The following is a 14,187-nucleotide window of genomic DNA, read 5'->3' on the forward strand; positions in this document are numbered from 1 at the left end:
CGTATGACTACTCGCTCCATCGTCAGCTAACCCGATCTCGTCCGACATCACCGCCCCGCTCAAAGAGCGGCTATCAGCCCGTCGATGGCCCCGCCCGCAAGGCGGCCTTCAGACCTCGCTTACTTTCGATATCGTCCGACGATCGGAGGAAGAACTCGGCCGAGAACTTGCTAGTCGCAAGGCGATCCGGGCGCAGGGGGACATGTTCCAGTTGTCGGAAAATGTCTCGACAGAGGCATCGCCTTACTCCTTCAAATACACCTACCGAGACGACGATGGCGAGCACACCGGAACGTGCCAAGACTGGGAAACTGAGGCGACCTTCCTGCGTCGGCGTCATGAGTTCGGATCAGAGGCCCAGGCCCTCGACTGGATGCGGCACAAGTTTGGAGTTGATCTTCCTCAGCGCGGAATCATGCTGGCGATGGGGACTCATCGACGGTGGCCAGACCAATGGTTGATAAACGGCGTCATTCAAGTTGGAGCAGCGCCGTCTGCGCAGGGAATTCTTCTTTAATCATTGCGAGTGAGAGCCGGGCTATTTCAAGAAATTCTATAGGGCGCCCATCCCTGCTTATTGTTGGGAGATAGAGACTACGCGATATTTCTTTATGTGTCGTCCGGCACCTCGTCGTAATGTGCCGAAGCGAGTGGCACGAGTGGATTGACCTTTTTCGCCAGGTTGCGTTTTTCTCTCTGTCTTAGAGACTGTTTGGAAAATCGCGAAAGAGCGATTTTCAAGGCGGCACCGGCCCGCTCCCCACCCGACCACCCAACGGCAGTATTCTGTGGGTGGTCGGGTGGGGGAGCGCGCCGGCACCGCAATGCGCCAACAGGCGCATTTCAAAACGGACTCTTAGCAAAGCGCGGCGTTACTTTCGTTGATACGCGGATCCTAATTCCCTTCGCCGAGCGATCGGGCATCCAGAGCCTAAAAAACTACCGCCCGGTGGATGGGATGGGTCGAATGGAACGTCTTCTCGAAAGCCATCAGTAGTTCGCTTGCGAAGCGGTAGCCCTCATTCTTCAGTTCCCGGAAGGTCTCGTCTGTGTCGCGATCCTTCTTCGATAGGGCCTCAAGGTGCTGACGCGAGGTCTCGTCGTCAATCCGGCTAAGAAAGATGTTGTAGCTGTTTAACAGTTCGCGCGTACGGCTCTCGCCGCAGATATGCGTCATTCGGTCCAACGGCGTCATAGAGAACAGTTCTTCGAGGATTTCGATCTTCGCTTGCTGACTTCGGTCAGCGGTCATCGCAACACTGAAGAGGCCGCTTGCGTAGATAAGCTTGCGTGAGAATACAAGTTTGATATTGCGGATTGCCCACGGCTTGTTCGCCTCTTGGGTCTTGAAAGCATAATCTACTGTAATTGTTCGCCAATACCGAATGATATCGTTCAGTAGATACTGGGCAATGTGATGGTCTTCGCGCGTTTCCGATACGTAGCGCGCGATAATCTTGCGCCTTATGTCCTTGAACTCTACCTCGTTGGTCAAATACTCTCCTTCAAGAAGGTATAGCATCCTTCTCGTAATCGTCTTGTTGACGTCCTTGTCACCACCGAAATTCGCGAGAATTTCATCTTTGCGAATAAGGGACTCGAACGCGCCGTCAGCAGCTGGTGGCTTACTGACGACATGAGTGATAGCGGTCTTTGCATCGCCGAACCACGCGGGATCAGCTTGTTCAAGATCGGGAACGAGGACGTAAAAATCCAGGTCAGAGCCGATCGTCGCTTCACGCCGAGCATACGATCCGCACGTAAGCGCGACCGCACTGGCCGGGACGATCGGTGTGAGGGATTTACGCAGCGCCCTCAGGGCCGCGTTGGAAGTCTCAGTAGTCTTCTCGTAAGTCGAGCTCATAAAATGACGCCGGCAGCGAGGGGCGAGGAAAACTGTCGGCAGTGGTGGGATCGGGCGCCCTCATCACCCTATCCTCCTTCCGCTGCGTGTATCGAGCCTTATCGTCCCGGGAGTAGAAGTCAAACCGCCGATCTACCGAAAAAAATCGCGCTTTGTATGCTATTTCCTGCGTCTTATTGTGAATGGCTCGTGAGCGCAGTTCGAATTTGAGAAGCAGTCTCTTGAGGTCGGGAATCTTTCTAAATATCTGTCTTTCAGTCAAGAAATAGTCATTACGCTCAAGGCGAAATATGTTGCTTGAGACAATAGCTTCGCACAGATAATCGGACGCAACGCCAAATTCGGAACGTACGATAAGCCGATATGCGTGATCCTTATATTCCCAGAAGTTGTCCACGGTCCGCATGTCGGCGGGTGTAGCCCGATGTATCGAAGCTAGGACAACCTTCTCCGGGCTAAGCATGTTCGGATGCGGCCTAACATACATCCACGATCGCAAGATTCCCTCGATCGTGTCGAAGTTGATCGGACCGCTGAAAAAATCATCGAAAGGATCCTGCTCGCCGCTTGCTATCGCAAGCACCTCTTCGGGGTCGAGACCATATGCCAGCAGGATATTGGTTATCTCGCGACCATGGGGTGAGCGGCCCAGGATGATGTCAGCGCCGGCAATATGGTGATCAATACCGAATGCACGTTTAAACGCACCTTCTAGTGTGTGAGACAAGGGGGCGTGTCCAACATCATGAAGAAGTGCCGCGGTCCAAGCGAGACGACCTTCCTTCTGGCTAAGCCCCTTGATCTCAGCGTAGAGCTTGGCCAGTCTGGCGACGCCCAGACTATGCTGCAAACGTGTGTAGCGGCGATTTCCCGGGGCGCCATTGGGATAGCGGACGAGGAAATAGTCGATGCCGCCCAGAAAGCGGATGTCCGCCAAACGTTTGAACGCGGCGGTAGTTACGAGTTCGTGGAATAGCGGATCGTCTGATGCATCGCTGTTTCCAACCGGTTGCATATAATCATAGGGTTGCAGCTCTTCGACATTTATCCCCCCGGTCGCCGGTCCAAAGTTGGGTGATGCGTGCAGGTTCACTAATTTTTCCCCGGCCATATCTACGCGCCGCGCATCGGCCATGATTCACATATGCCGAAGGAGTGTACGCAGCCCGTACGGCATAGGCCATCATAATGCGATAAGTTGGCTCGTGCGATCCGATGCGTCGCAACTACGATTGCGTGAACCGCCTCTAAGGGGCATGCGCCGAACGAGGCAAAAATTGGCTTGAGGGTATGGGTGGAACAGCTTTTCCTCGTTCGACATGCGCAGACCGATTGGAATGCCGAACGACGGCTGCAGGGTCATGCGGACCGGCCACTGTCGGCTCTTGGCCGTGAACAGGCCATCGCTTTAGGGCGATATCTGCGGGACACTCAGTTCAAATCCGCCTTCTGCTCGGACCTGGCGCGGACACGCGAAACCGCATGGCTCGCGGGGTACACCACAGCGCAGCCGGATCGTTCGTGGCGCGAATTTGATGTAGGCAGATGGAGCGGGTGTCTCATCGACGACCTCATGGCCAGCGAAGATAAGGCCTATTTCCGCTGGCGCTCGGGTGAGCACACTCCTCCGGGTGGCGAATCTTGGTCGGCGTTCGAGGCTCGCCTGCGTGCCAGTCTCGCCCGCCTCTCGGTCATACCAGGTCAGGTACTTCTCGTAACGCACAGTGGCGTCATTCGGGCGATCACGAAAATCATACTCGGCGTGCCGGCCGGCACCCTTGCCGCGGTTGGTCACGCTTCTGTGAGCGTACTCGATTTCCGTGCTGGGGCAAATATGGAACGCTACGATGTCCGGCCTTCTTACTTCGGAGAGGCCGTCGCCGACTAGCGTCCGATGTGCTTGGCTACTTCACTGAGCAACCCTTTTCTCGCCACGGTGAACAAAAATTGCTTTATCGTGGCCCTATCGATACAAACACCACGTGCGTCCGTCGGCGCCATCTTAATAAAGGGCGCTTTAGGGAACGGTCGCTGGCCCGGCGAATGACTGTTCTTGGGGCGCAAAGCACCCGCCGCCCACCATCACCCCACCCACCGCCAAACCCCCGCAGCCCACCCGGCCAGCGGGATATGCGCCCAGGTCGCTACCAGCCACAGCACCACGCCGCCGCCGATCGCATGCATCCCGAACCCGCCGAACCGCGCCCGCCCGGCCAGGATCGCGGCGAAGGGGAGGTAGCTGGTCCGCGCTTCCCAGGCCGGCCAGGCCTGCGGCGCTGCCGCTGCCTTCTTGCGGTCCTGCAACGCCGCGCCGACCAGCGCCAGCACGATGATCCCGCCCGACAGGATCAGGTTCTTGGCGATCGGATAGACCAGGATATGCGCCACGCCCCACAGCGCGAACGCCCACATCATCGGGTGGCGGGTGACGGCATAGACGCCCTTCGCCTCGGCGGTCGCCGCCTGGTCCTCGGCGCCGGGCAGCGCCGGATTGCGCACCAGCGAGCCCAGCATCAGGATCGACGCCACCAGCATCACCGCCGTCGCCACTGCCCACAACCCGTCGCCCACCAGCCATAAGGGCGCGGTGACTTCGGCCGCGCGATAGGCCCATATCGTCGCACCCAAAGTCGCGAACGCGACCAGCGAATAGACGCCCAGAAACGCCTTCTCCCCGATCGCGCCGGCGATGGGTCGGCGCAGCGGGTGCGACAACAAGAAATGGGTTCCGACGAAGGCGATCACGCCGCCCGCAACTGCCGCCAGTCCGCTCATGCTCCGTGCTCCCGTGATCGAGTGTTGGTCCCGTCCGCCGCCGTCCTTGCCGATGCCGCGACGATCTCCGCAAACTGCCGCGCCCGCGCCGTCCGCCGCGCCGGGGGCTCGATCCCCGCCTCGTTGGTCAGCGTGGCATAGCCATGGACGATCGACCATGCCGCCAGGCTGACGTCGGCCACCCGCGCCGCCGGGCACAGCCCAGCGACCACCTGCGTCAGCGCCGCCAGCGCGTCCCCGGCCGCCGCCGCCGCCTCGGGAAAGCGGGCGATGTCGACCAGCTCGCGCGCGAACATCAGCCGGAACAGGGCAGGGCGCGCCTGGGCAAAGCCGATATAGGCCTCCCCCGCCGCCGCCAGTGCCGCCACGCCCGCGCGCCATCCGCTCGCCGCACGCACCGCCGCCGCCAGCCGCTCGAACCCCTGCGCCGCCAGCACCGCCAGCATGGCTTCCTTGTCGGCGAAATGATTATAGGGCGCCTGCCGCGACAGCCCGGCCCGCTCCGCCACCCCGCGCAGCGACAGCCCCGCCGCGCCGACCTCCTCCAGCCACTCCCCCGCCGCCGCGATCAGCGCCGCACGGGCATCGCCATGATGATAGGTCATCGCATCGCCTCCATGTTGACGGCGTCAATATTGCGTCGTGTTGACGGTGTCAACATGGGGTTTCGACGCTTAGGCGGCTCTGCGCCGATCTTACCCCTGGCTTGCGAAAATCCACACCGTGGCGTCGGGCGTGCCTGGGTGCACGACGACGCGGGCCGTGGCGTTGGCGCCGATCGTGCCCACCGCGCCTTTTCCCTGTTCCGGATAGCGATCGATCCACCAGCCGAGCCCGCGTCCCCAGCTCGACACATCGCCTTCGCCGGCGCGCAGCTTCTGCCCGGTCAGCCGCTCGGCAAAGGCACGGGCATCGTCCGGCGGCGCGTCGAACCGGACGAACAGGACCGTATCCTGGAAATGCCTGCGGTGGATCCGGACATTCTTCGCCGAGGACGGCAGGCGGTGCTCCGGCGAGAAGATCTGGACGGTGCCCACCTCGGACGGCGGCACGCTATAATCTTCTTCGGTCCCAAGGCCCGGGTCGCATCCGGCAAGGGCAAGGGCGGCAAGGGCAAGGGCGGCAAGGGTCGGCATGATCGCGCGCATGACACCGTCCATCATCGAGGAGTGCCCTTGCTATCGCGCCGCGGTCGCGATGGACACCGCGTTCGATACCGGGCCGGAAAAGCTAGGATAGATCAGTTTTGTGGGTCGATCATATTGACCCCCGCGACCCCCGCCGCTATCCGGCCGGCGTCATTCGGGGAGTAGCCCGCCGCCCGCATCCGGGCGGATTGCCTGCGTCAACATACTTGGTGGAGACACCATGGCGCAGCAGGGATGGGGAGGGCCGCACGGCCCGCCGCATCCCAGGCGAGACCGATGGCAACGGCTTTCCGCTCATGGTCGGGCGGGAGGGTCGTTGCTGTCGTTCGTCCGCCGCCCGACCCCCGGAACCAGATCCCATGGAAGCCTTCTTCACCTCGCTCGGCCTCGTCGCGCTTGCCGAGATCGGCGACAAGACCCAGCTGCTCGCCATCCTGCTTGCGGTGAAGTTTCGCCGCCCCTGGCCGATCATCGCCGGCATCTTCGCCGCGACGCTGGCCAATCACTTCCTCGCCGCACTGGTCGGCACGCTGGCTTCGGGATTCCTCGAAAGCCGATGGTTCGCGGTCGCGATCGGCCTGTCGTTCATCGCGATGGGCGCCTGGACCCTGATCCCGGACAAACTCGATGACGAGGATGCGAAGCTGCCGCGCTACGGCGCCTTCCTGACCACGCTGGTCGCCTTCTTCTTCGTCGAGATGGGCGACAAGACCCAGATCGCCACCGTCGCGCTGGGCGCGCGGTTCGACAATGTCGTCGCAGTGACGATGGGCACCACGCTCGGCATGATGCTCGCCAACGGACCCGTGGTGTGGATGGGCGACAGGCTGCTCAGGAAGATCGACCTGACCCTGGTCCACCGCATCGCCGCCGCGCTGTTCGTCGCGATCGGCATCTGGACGCTGGTGGAGGCGCTGCGCTGATCGGGGCGCCGGGCGCAAGGCCGGGCGCGTCGCTCACGCGGCGCGCCCGGTCCTTCCAGTCTTACTGCGTGAACGCGCGCATGCCATAGTCGCAGCTGTCGGTCTTGCACGCCTTCATGTCGATCCTGACCGAATAGGTGCCCGGCTTTTCCAGCAGCACGATCGGCGCGTCATCGGTCTCGACGTCCTTGTCGACCTCGGCGCCGCTGGCGTCGCTGATCACCAGGTTCACGTCCTCGCAATCGGTGTCGCACATCCCGATCACCGCATAGGGGCCGTCGCCGGCCAGCGTGAGCTTGAACGTCTTCGACCCGCCATTGGCCAGCGTCCCGCGCTGGGTCCATCCGGTCGGCTTGAACCCCTTGCTGGCGAAGACCTCGTCGGTCTTGCCGAGCAGGATCGAGATGACGTCGTCCTGCGCCATCACCGGCGCCGCAAGACAAAAGGTCGCGGCCGCAGCCAGTACCGAGGCAAATTTCTTCATGAAGGCTCCCCATCCGTGCCGCGTCCACGCGGGAATCGCGCTCGCGGCACCCCGTGCTATACCCCTATAGCGTCCCGCGGGTTCCCTTCAACGATGCGAAGCCTGGCCACATTCAGATCCTCGCTCCGGAGGGAGAGGCGGGCCAGCCGACCAGGTGCTGCGACTCTAACTCCCTCCCGCTTGCGGGAGGGAGTTGCCGGGCACGGTCAAGCCCCCGGCTTGACCTGGACAGCCGGGGGCTGTCCACCCGGCGACTGGGAGGGCCTGTCCACAAGCGCACCTCATACTGTAACCCCTCCCGCAAGCGGGAGTGGCACTTGCTGCGCGCGTCCACCGCGCCCAAACCGTTGCACCCGTAACCCCCGCACAACCCCCCAATTGCCTTAGCCCGCAACTCGTGCTACTTACATCATTGTCAGTAGTGATTCGGTGATCCCATGGCCACGCAACTTGCCCCGACCCAGCGCCCCACGACGGCCCAGCCGGCGGCGACGCCGCCTGCCGAGGCGCTGAACCCCGGCATCCCGCTCCGGCGCGAATGGGGCACCGCGCTCAATGCGCTGGGCAAGCTGCTCGCCAATGGCGACGACACTGCCCAGGTCTTCCGCATCATGCGCGCGCTGAACGGCGACGTGACCCAGCGTTCCTATCGCAAGCTGCTGACGATCCCCGCCGGCGGCGCGCTTGCCTATCGCCGGGTCGAACTCGCCCGGCGCCTGGGCGACCGGGCCTGGATCGACGGCTTTGCCGAGGGGACGGTCGGCGGCGCCTATCGCAGCTTCCTCGACGCCACCGGCTATTCCGCCGACGGCCTGGCCGAGATCAGCATGGCCGAGGGCGCGTTCCAGGGCGATGTCGAGCATCCCTATGCCTGGATGGGCCGCCGCGAACGCGACATCCACGACCTGTGGCACATCCTGACCGGCTACAAGGCCGACGAGCATCTGGGCGAAGCCTGCCTCGTCGCCTTCTCCTACGCCCAGACCGGCGGCCTCGGCTGGGGCTTCATCGCGATGGGCGCCGCCCTGAAAAGCCTGCGCGTCACCCGCGAGACGGCTTTCCTCAAGGCCGTCATCGAAGGCTATCGCAACGGCAAGCGCGCCGCCTGGCTCCATGCCGAGGATTATGAAAAGCTGATGGCCGAACCCCTGGAGGCCGCCCGCCAGCGCCTGAACATCGCCCCGGCCCCCGGATACAGGATCGCCCAGCAACGCCTGGAAGCCGCGGGCTTGAAAGGTATCTGACCGCACTCTCCTCCCCAGGATGCTGCGCATCCGGGGGAGGGGGATGAACAGGTGAGATTGCCCCCGGCAATCTCACCTGTTCATCGCGCAGCGAATGGTGGAGGGGGTCCACAACAGCCGTGGCGGCCACTGCCACCCCTAAACCCCAGCAGCCCCCTCCACCACGATGCTACGCATCGCGGTCCCCCTCCCCCGGAGCCGCAGGCTCCTGGGGAGGAGAAAGTCGAGCTCATCTAACCCGTCACCCAACCTCGAGCTCGAACGCACCCCCTCTGCGCCTCCGCGTCTCTGCGCGAACAACCCACCTTCGTGTCTTCGTGCGAGCCCACCCAACTACGCCCCCATCTCCGCCAGCATCCCGTCCAGCTGCCCGAACTGCTCCGGCAACCCCGCCGCCGAGCCCTGCAGCGCCTCCTCCAGCGCCTGCGCCGACGGATAGGCTTCGTGGAACGTCAGCAGCGTCCCGTCGCCCTGCGCCTCGAACGTCACCGTCGTCACCGCGCCGTCCTCGCCCTCGTCATTGGTCCACACGATCCGCGCGTTCGGCACGGCCTCCAGATACTTGCCGTAAAAGGCCATCGTGTCTGCGCCGCCCGCACTGAATTCCAGCCGATAGGTGCCGCCGGTTCGCACATCCATGTCGCACCCGACCAGCGTGACGCCCGTCACCGACTTCGGCATCCACCAGCGCCGGAACAGGTCGGACACGCTCCACGCGCGGTACACGAGCTCCGGCGGCGCATCGAACACGCGCGTCACGACCAGCTCGCGCTCGCCCCTGCGCTCGACGGTCGTTGGGTATCGCGCAGCGCCTGCGCTATCGTCCGGCTGGGTCATCGCGTTCCTCCTGTTTCATCTCGACAAGAATGGCATCCAGCGCGTCGAACCGGTCCTCGAACAGCCTGCGATGCAGCTCGATCCACTCGGCCTCCGCCTTCAGGCCGCCGGCCCCGAGCCTGCAACTGCGCACCCGTCCGACCTTGTGCGTGACCACCAGGCCCGCCCGCTCGAGGATCTGGACGTGCTTCTTCATCCCGGTCAGCGTCATCCCGAACGCATCGGCAAGATGCGTGATCGACGCCTCCCCGCGCCCCAGCCGATCGATGATCCCCCGCCGCGTCGCATCGGACAGCGCCGCAAAGGACAGGTCGAGCGCCGAGGCGGAATACTGAACCATATGGTTCAGTGTTAAGCGCCTTTCACGGGATACGCAAGCCGCGTCTCAGATCTCCTCCCCAGAAGCCTGCGGCTCCGGGGAATGGGGATCAACGTCGAGGGGAGGGTAACCTCACCAAGCCGAGACCCCCCGATCTACCCGTCGCCCCGGCCGAAGTGCCGGGGCCCACCCCTCCTCCATCCCGAACCGGGAGGTTCCACGGCACCCGCTTCCCCTCGCTCCTCCCTGAAAGCCTGCGGCCTCGGCGGTGACGAGCAGGTAAAGCGGTCCCACACCGCTCGCGACGCTACGCGGTTCCAGGCAACGGCGCCCTCCGCTCCAGGCGGCAGGATGGAGGCGGGGTAGACCCCGGCACTGCGGCCGGGTTACGACCGCTGATCGTCCATGCGACGCTCCGATCCGCCAGGCGAACCTGTCCACGCCGACCCGATCAAGCCCCACCACAAGGCCCAGCCAAAACCCCTCCGCGCCTCCGCGCCTCTGCGCGACAACCCATCTTCTTCCTTCGTGCCTTCGTGACTTTGTGCGCAAAAATTTCCCCGACGCCCCAAGCGCCGCGCCCACCTCATGCAACCCAACCCCGCCCCGCGACTCCCGCCCCCGGTAGCCCTGCGCCCCCCGCCCGGCTAGGAACGGTCCCGCATGGCCCTGACCCGTCTCGTCCTCACCGATTTCCGCAACCACGCGGACGCCGTGCTCGAACCCGGCCCCGGCTTCGTCGTGCTCACCGGAGAGAATGGCGCGGGCAAGACCAATGTGCTCGAGGCGGTGTCGCTGCTCGCCCCCGGCCGCGGGCTGCGCCGCGCGGCGCTGTCGGACATGGCGCGCCAGGGCGGGTCCGGCGGTTTCGGGGTCGCGGCCCGGCTGGATGCGGCACAGGGCGGGGGCGAGATCGGCACGGGGACCGAGCCGCGCGCGCCCGAGCGGCGGCTGGTGCGGGTCAATGGCACCGCGGCCGCCGCGACCGCGCTGGCCGAATGGCTCACCATCCTGTGGCTCACGCCTGCAATGGACCGGCTGTTCGTCGAGGCGCCGGGCGATCGCCGCCGCTTCCTCGACCGGCTGACGCTGGCGCTGCATCCCGGCCATGCCGGCCACGCGACCCGCTATGACGCGGCGATGCGCCAGCGCAACCGCATCCTGGCCGAGGATGCGGCGCCCGATCCCGCCTGGCTCGCCGCGCTCGAGGCGCGCATGGCCGAGCATGGCGCCGCGATCGACGCTGCCCGCCGCGACACGGTCGACCGGCTGGCCGCAGCGATCCTGACCCAGCCCGAGGGGGCGTTCGCGCGCGCCGGGCTGCGGCTCGACGGCTGGAGCGGGACCGCGCCCGACCTTGCCCGCGCGCTGGCCGAGGGGCGCCGGCGCGATGCCGCCGCGGGCCGCGCGCTGGCCGGGCCGCACCGCGCCGACCTGATCGTCACCCATCTCGCCAAGGACCAGCCCGCGCATCTCTGCTCGACCGGCGAGCAGAAGGCGCTGCTGCTCGGCCTCGTCCTCGCCCATGCCGATCTGGTCGCCGACCGCACCGGCCGCGCCCCGGTGCTGCTGCTCGACGAGGTCGCGGCGCATCTCGACCCCGGACGCCGCGCCGCGCTGTTCGACCGGCTCGCGGGCAAGGGGCAGGTGTGGATGACGGGGACCGAGGCGGCCCTGTTCGACACCGTCCCCGGCGCGGCGACCCGCTACCGGGTCGACCACGGCACTGTGATGATCGACTGATCGCGCGCCGCTTGCGTGTCACAAGCCGGGCATGCGCCCGCCTGTCCGCCCGATCCCCGTCCGCTGCGACCGCGTAGGAAATTTCCTGCGCCGAGTCGCTATCGTCCTGATTTTGCTCGGTTCTAGTTTGCCGGAATCGCCGTTTCGTGTCGCATTACGCGCCCATCTCCAGCAGCACCTTCCATTCGGCGTCGCGAACCGGGGTCACCGACAGGCGCGACTGGCGGATCATCTCGAGCTCCTTCAGCCGCGGCTCGGCCTTGATGTCGGCCAGCGGCACCGGCTTGTTCAGCTTGCGCACCGGCTTCACCGCGACGCTGGCCCACTTCCCGTCGTCGCCGTCGGGCTGCCAGGCGCGGGTGATCTCCATGATCCCCACCGCCGCCTTCTCGGTGTTCGAATGGTAGAACAGCGCCTGGTCACCCGGCGCCATCTCCTTCAGGAAATTGCGCGCGGTATAGTTGCGCACTCCGTTCCATTCGGTCGACCCCTCCTTGATCAGGTCGTCCCAGCCATAGACATCGGGTTCGGAGCGCAGCAGCCAGTATCGCATGCCCGCCCGACTAGCGTCCTAAACCGCGCATGAACACCCGATTCCGATCCGGTTCAGGCGCGCGGGCGTATCCGGTGAACCTGCGCCCGGCTCTGCGCGTTTTGTCAGGCAAGCGAGCGGGGCAGTCGAAACTCGAGGAGGACTGTCATGTTGAATCTTGGCACGAAGGTCGCACTCGGCGCCGTCCTCGGCGTCACCGCGCTGACGGCCGCGGCGGCGCCGGCGGATGCCCAGCGCTACCGCCACTACTATCGCGACCGCGACCGCGGCGGCGAAGCGCTGGTGGCCGGCATCGCCGGCATCGCCATCGGCGCGGCGCTGGCCAGCGACCGTGACCGCGGCTACGACTATTACGACCGCCGTTACGACTATGACCGCCGCTATTATCGCGACCGCGGCTATTACCCGACCAACGGCTATTGGTACCGCGACAATTACCGCCGCTACCGCGGCTATGACGATTGCCGCGTCCGCCGCGTCTACGATCCCTATATCGGCCGCCGCGTGCTGGTCCGCTACTGCTGAGTCGGGCCTCGGGGCGCGGGACCTTCGGGTTCCGCGCCCTCATCCTTAGGTACGACTCGCGCCGGCCCATGCGCGCCGATAGGGTGCGCGCATGACCGACACCCGCTCCCCCGCAGCCGCGCCGGGCCTCGACCCGTCCGACCCCTATCTGCGGGTCGCCCAGACCTTCCCGGTCCTCTCCGACGAGATGTCGGCCCGCGTCGCCGCCTTCGGCACTGCCGAGGACCTGCCCGACGGAGCGATGCTGTTCGAGCGCGGGCAGCGCAGCGTCGATTTCTTCCTGTGCCTGGCCGGCGGCATCGAGATTCTCGATGAGGATGACTGCGGCCAGTTCCACGTCGTCCACACCCATGTGCCCGGCCAGTTCACCGGCGAACTCGACCTGTTCAACGACCGCAAGATCCTGGTCACCGGCCGCGCGCTGCCCGGCAGCCGGGTCGCACGGATCCGGCGCGACGACTTCCGCCGGATGATCGCGGCCGAGCCCGATATCGGCGAGATCATCATGCGCGCCTTCATCCTGCGCCGCGTCGGGCTGATGCTCCACGGCCAGGGCGGCGTCACCCTGGTCGGCCCCGGCCATTCGGCCAGCAGCGTGCGGATCGAGACCTTCCTGACCCGCAACGGCTATCCCCATCGCCGCATCGACACCGAGAGCGATGTCGACGCGCGCGGCTTTCTCGACTGTTTCGAGCTGACCGATGCCGACCTGCCGGTGGTGGTTGCGCAGGGCCATCCGCTGCGCAACCCCAGCAACGCCGAGCTGGCCGATGCGCTGGGCCTCAGCGTCGCGATCGACGAGGCGCAGCTCCACGACCTGCTCGTGGTCGGCGCTGGTCCCGCGGGGCTGGCCGCCGCGGTCTATGGCGCGTCCGAAGGACTGGATACGGTGGTGATCGAGGCGATCGCCCCCGGCGGCCAGGCGGGCACCAGCTCGAAGATCGAGAATTACCTGGGCTTCCCCACCGGCATTTCGGGCCAGGCGCTGGCCGGCCGCGCGCAGGTGCAGGCGCAGAAGTTCGGCGCGCAGCTGCTGGTGTCACGCGGCGCCGCGGCGCTCGACTGCCAGTCCGACGCCTTCCGCGTCGCGCTGGACGACGGCCGCTCGGTCCGCGCCCGATCGATCGTGGTCGCGACCGGCGCGCGCTATCGCAAGCTCGACCTGCCCGACTATGACCGGCTGGAGGGCAACGGTATCTATTACGCCGCAACCGCGATGGAGGCCGGACTGTGCGCCGGCACCGACGTCGTCGTGGTCGGCGGCGGCAATTCGGCGGGGCAGGCGGCGATGTTCCTGTCGCGCCATGTCCGCCACGTCCATATCCTGGTCCGCGGCGAGGGACTGGCGGCGACCATGTCGCGCTACCTGATCGAACGGATCGAGGCATCCGACCGGATCACGCTCCACCCCTATTGCCAGGTGACCGAGGTCGCCGGCGGCAAGCATCTCGAGCGGCTGCGCTGGCGCGAACGGTCGGGCAAGGAGCAGGAACTGGCGGTCGGCGGCCTGTTCGTGATGATCGGCGCCGAGCCCAATACCGACTGGCTGGGCGACTGCGTCGAACTGGACGCGCAAGGGTTCGTTGTCACCGGCAACGGCGCCTCGCCCTTCTGTTCGTCGCGGCCGGGCATCTTCGCGGTCGGCGACGTGCGCTCGGGATCGATCAAGCGCGTCGCATCGGGCGTGGGCGAGGGATCGGTCGTGGTGTCGACCATCCACCGCTATCTGGAGATGCGCCAGCGTGAAGCGGAGGGCTTGCCCGCCTGACCCG

The 14,187-nt window shown here is 65.4% G+C and carries 15 protein-coding genes; 6 read left to right on the top strand and 9 right to left on the bottom strand.

Going from position 1 to position 14,187, the window contains the following annotated elements; translation table 11 throughout:
- Positions 1 to 931 precede the first annotated feature (931 nt).
- Positions 932 to 1,864 (bottom strand): nucleotidyltransferase family protein, encoded by a 933-nt coding sequence (locus tag TPR58_RS12350; RefSeq protein ID WP_346246980.1) that lies wholly within the window; start codon positions 1,862 to 1,864, stop codon positions 932 to 934.
- Entirely contained in the window at positions 1,836 to 2,999 is a 1,164-nt protein-coding gene (locus TPR58_RS12355; RefSeq protein ID WP_346246981.1) for an HD domain-containing protein, read from the bottom strand. Before TPR58_RS12355 ends, TPR58_RS12350 begins: the two co-directional genes overlap by 29 nt.
- Positions 3,000 to 3,158: 159 nt before the next feature.
- Here TPR58_RS12355 and TPR58_RS12360 point away from each other — a divergent pair, with 159 nt between their 5' ends.
- Positions 3,159 to 3,752, top strand: a complete 594-nt coding sequence (locus TPR58_RS12360) for a histidine phosphatase family protein (RefSeq protein ID WP_346246982.1) — start codon at positions 3,159 to 3,161, stop codon at positions 3,750 to 3,752.
- 194 nt (positions 3,753 to 3,946) lie between these two features.
- On the opposite strand, the gene TPR58_RS12365 is transcribed toward TPR58_RS12360, so the two are convergent.
- The 3 genes from TPR58_RS12365 to TPR58_RS12375 all read right to left on the bottom strand — a co-directional run bounded on the left by TPR58_RS12365 (position 3,947) and on the right by TPR58_RS12375 (position 5,802).
- Positions 3,947 to 4,639, bottom strand: a complete 693-nt coding sequence (locus tag TPR58_RS12365) for an NnrU family protein (protein WP_346246983.1) — start codon at positions 4,637 to 4,639, stop codon at positions 3,947 to 3,949.
- Positions 4,636 to 5,244 carry a TetR/AcrR family transcriptional regulator gene (locus TPR58_RS12370; protein WP_346246984.1) on the bottom strand — a complete coding sequence of 203 codons (609 nt, stop codon included), beginning with the start codon at positions 5,242 to 5,244 and terminating at the stop codon, positions 4,636 to 4,638. The genes TPR58_RS12365 and TPR58_RS12370 overlap by 4 nt, the downstream gene beginning before the upstream one ends.
- A 90-nt stretch (positions 5,245 to 5,334) precedes the next feature.
- Complete coding sequence (locus TPR58_RS12375) at positions 5,335 to 5,802, bottom strand: hypothetical protein (RefSeq protein ID WP_346246985.1); 468 nt, start codon at positions 5,800 to 5,802, stop codon at positions 5,335 to 5,337.
- 344 nt (positions 5,803 to 6,146) lie between these two features.
- Between TPR58_RS12375 and TPR58_RS12380 the strand changes: the two genes are divergently transcribed.
- Entirely contained in the window at positions 6,147 to 6,710 is a 564-nt protein-coding gene (locus tag TPR58_RS12380; RefSeq protein ID WP_346246986.1) for a TMEM165/GDT1 family protein, read from the top strand.
- Positions 6,711 to 6,771: 61 nt separating this feature from the next.
- On the opposite strand, the gene TPR58_RS12385 is transcribed toward TPR58_RS12380, so the two are convergent.
- Entirely contained in the window at positions 6,772 to 7,194 is a 423-nt protein-coding gene (locus TPR58_RS12385; RefSeq protein WP_346246987.1) for a hypothetical protein, read from the bottom strand.
- Between the two features lie 437 nt (positions 7,195 to 7,631).
- On the opposite strand from TPR58_RS12385, the gene TPR58_RS12390 reads away from it, so the two are divergent.
- Positions 7,632 to 8,438, top strand: a complete 807-nt coding sequence (locus TPR58_RS12390) for a Coq4 family protein (protein ID WP_346246988.1) — start codon at positions 7,632 to 7,634, stop codon at positions 8,436 to 8,438.
- 333 nt (positions 8,439 to 8,771) lie between these two features.
- On the opposite strand, the gene TPR58_RS12395 is transcribed toward TPR58_RS12390, so the two are convergent.
- Together TPR58_RS12395 and TPR58_RS12400 are read right to left on the bottom strand one after the other, a co-directional pair.
- A complete protein-coding gene (locus TPR58_RS12395; RefSeq protein WP_346246989.1) occupies positions 8,772 to 9,275 on the bottom strand; it encodes an SRPBCC domain-containing protein in 504 nt (167 codons plus the stop codon).
- Complete coding sequence (locus tag TPR58_RS12400; protein WP_346246990.1) at positions 9,256 to 9,615, bottom strand: ArsR/SmtB family transcription factor; 360 nt, start codon at positions 9,613 to 9,615, stop codon at positions 9,256 to 9,258. Before TPR58_RS12400 ends, TPR58_RS12395 begins: the two co-directional genes overlap by 20 nt.
- 642 nt (positions 9,616 to 10,257) lie before the next feature.
- On the opposite strand from TPR58_RS12400, the gene recF reads away from it, so the two are divergent.
- Positions 10,258 to 11,337 (top strand): DNA replication/repair protein RecF, encoded by a 1,080-nt coding sequence (gene recF, locus TPR58_RS12405; RefSeq protein ID WP_346246991.1) that lies wholly within the window; start codon positions 10,258 to 10,260, stop codon positions 11,335 to 11,337.
- 154 nt (positions 11,338 to 11,491) lie between these two features.
- Here the strand turns inward: recF and TPR58_RS12410 are convergent, their stop codons facing one another.
- The gene (locus TPR58_RS12410; protein ID WP_346246992.1) at positions 11,492 to 11,890 is read right to left on the bottom strand and encodes an EVE domain-containing protein; all 399 of its coding nucleotides are present in this window, start codon (positions 11,888 to 11,890) and stop codon (positions 11,492 to 11,494) included.
- 147 nt (positions 11,891 to 12,037) lie between these two features.
- On the opposite strand from TPR58_RS12410, the gene TPR58_RS12415 reads away from it, so the two are divergent.
- Together TPR58_RS12415 and TPR58_RS12420 are read left to right on the top strand one after the other, a co-directional pair.
- Positions 12,038 to 12,415 (top strand): hypothetical protein, encoded by a 378-nt coding sequence (locus TPR58_RS12415; protein WP_346246993.1) that lies wholly within the window; start codon positions 12,038 to 12,040, stop codon positions 12,413 to 12,415.
- A gap of 91 nt (positions 12,416 to 12,506) precedes the next feature.
- Positions 12,507 to 14,183, top strand: coding sequence for an FAD-dependent oxidoreductase (locus tag TPR58_RS12420; RefSeq protein ID WP_346246994.1), 1,677 nt, complete (start codon positions 12,507 to 12,509; stop codon positions 14,181 to 14,183).
- The last annotated feature ends 4 nt before the right edge of the window (positions 14,184 to 14,187 follow it).

The organism is Sphingomonas rustica (assembly GCF_039652585.1).
Classification (GTDB): domain Bacteria; phylum Pseudomonadota; class Alphaproteobacteria; order Sphingomonadales; family Sphingomonadaceae; genus Sphingomonas; species Sphingomonas rustica.

Bases quoted from the DNA above. Each gene is read 5' to 3' on its own strand.
- TPR58_RS12365 (WP_346246983.1), bottom strand. From the start codon at position 4,639: ATGAGCGGACTGGCGGCAGTTGCGGGCGGCGTGATCGCCTTCGTCGGA.
- TPR58_RS12370 (WP_346246984.1), bottom strand. From the start codon at position 5,244: ATGACCTATCATCATGGCGATGCCCGTGCGGCGCTGATCGCGGCGGCG.
- TPR58_RS12415 (WP_346246993.1), top strand. From the start codon at position 12,038: ATGTTGAATCTTGGCACGAAGGTCGCACTCGGCGCCGTCCTCGGCGTC.
- TPR58_RS12380 (WP_346246986.1), top strand. From the start codon at position 6,147: ATGGAAGCCTTCTTCACCTCGCTCGGCCTCGTCGCGCTTGCCGAGATC.
- recF (WP_346246991.1), top strand. From the start codon at position 10,258: ATGGCCCTGACCCGTCTCGTCCTCACCGATTTCCGCAACCACGCGGAC.
- TPR58_RS12395 (WP_346246989.1), bottom strand. From the start codon at position 9,275: ATGACCCAGCCGGACGATAGCGCAGGCGCTGCGCGATACCCAACGACC.
- TPR58_RS12420 (WP_346246994.1), top strand. From the start codon at position 12,507: ATGACCGACACCCGCTCCCCCGCAGCCGCGCCGGGCCTCGACCCGTCC.
- TPR58_RS12375 (WP_346246985.1), bottom strand. From the start codon at position 5,802: ATGATGGACGGTGTCATGCGCGCGATCATGCCGACCCTTGCCGCCCTT.
- TPR58_RS12400 (WP_346246990.1), bottom strand. From the start codon at position 9,615: ATGGTTCAGTATTCCGCCTCGGCGCTCGACCTGTCCTTTGCGGCGCTG.
- TPR58_RS12390 (WP_346246988.1), top strand. From the start codon at position 7,632: ATGGCCACGCAACTTGCCCCGACCCAGCGCCCCACGACGGCCCAGCCG.
- TPR58_RS12410 (WP_346246992.1), bottom strand. From the start codon at position 11,890: ATGCGATACTGGCTGCTGCGCTCCGAACCCGATGTCTATGGCTGGGAC.
- TPR58_RS12385 (WP_346246987.1), bottom strand. From the start codon at position 7,194: ATGAAGAAATTTGCCTCGGTACTGGCTGCGGCCGCGACCTTTTGTCTT.
- TPR58_RS12355 (WP_346246981.1), bottom strand. From the start codon at position 2,999: ATGGCCGATGCGCGGCGCGTAGATATGGCCGGGGAAAAATTAGTGAAC.
- TPR58_RS12350 (WP_346246980.1), bottom strand. From the start codon at position 1,864: ATGAGCTCGACTTACGAGAAGACTACTGAGACTTCCAACGCGGCCCTG.